This window comes from Bacillus cereus group sp. N12, from assembly GCF_016483575.1.
In the GTDB taxonomy this organism is placed as follows: domain Bacteria; phylum Bacillota; class Bacilli; order Bacillales; family Bacillaceae_G; genus Bacillus_A; species Bacillus_A toyonensis.
The window spans coordinates 1-263 of sequence record NZ_JAEHBO010000234.1 but is presented as its reverse complement, the minus strand read 5'-3'; the positions used below and the strand labels follow the sequence as shown (position 1 = coordinate 263).

The window sequence follows — 263 nt, the reverse complement described above, 5'->3', positions numbered from 1 at the left end:
GCGATCTACACTTCTCGCTTCGTCGGCACCGTCAGATGGGTATAAGAGACAGGCTCTGATGGCAGCGGCTCTTGTGGTATCGGTGCTTTTGGCAGAGGCTCTGATGGCAGTGGTTCTGGTGGCAGTGGTTCTGGTGGCAGCGGTTCTGGTGGCAACGGTTCTGGTGGCAAAGGTTCTGGTGGCCATGGAGCTTGGGGCGATGGAAGTGGTGGAGATGGAATGGATAGAAAAGCAAAAGATGGAAATTAAAAAGATAGAAATAA

1 protein-coding gene is annotated in these 263 nt (G+C 52.1%); it reads left to right on the top strand.

Annotation, left to right across the window (positions count from 1 at the left end; all coding sequences use genetic code 11):
- Positions 1–58 precede the first annotated feature (58 nt).
- On the top strand, positions 59–263 hold a 205-nt coding region (locus tag JDS92_RS30275), incomplete at its 3' end, for a hypothetical protein (RefSeq protein WP_199633062.1).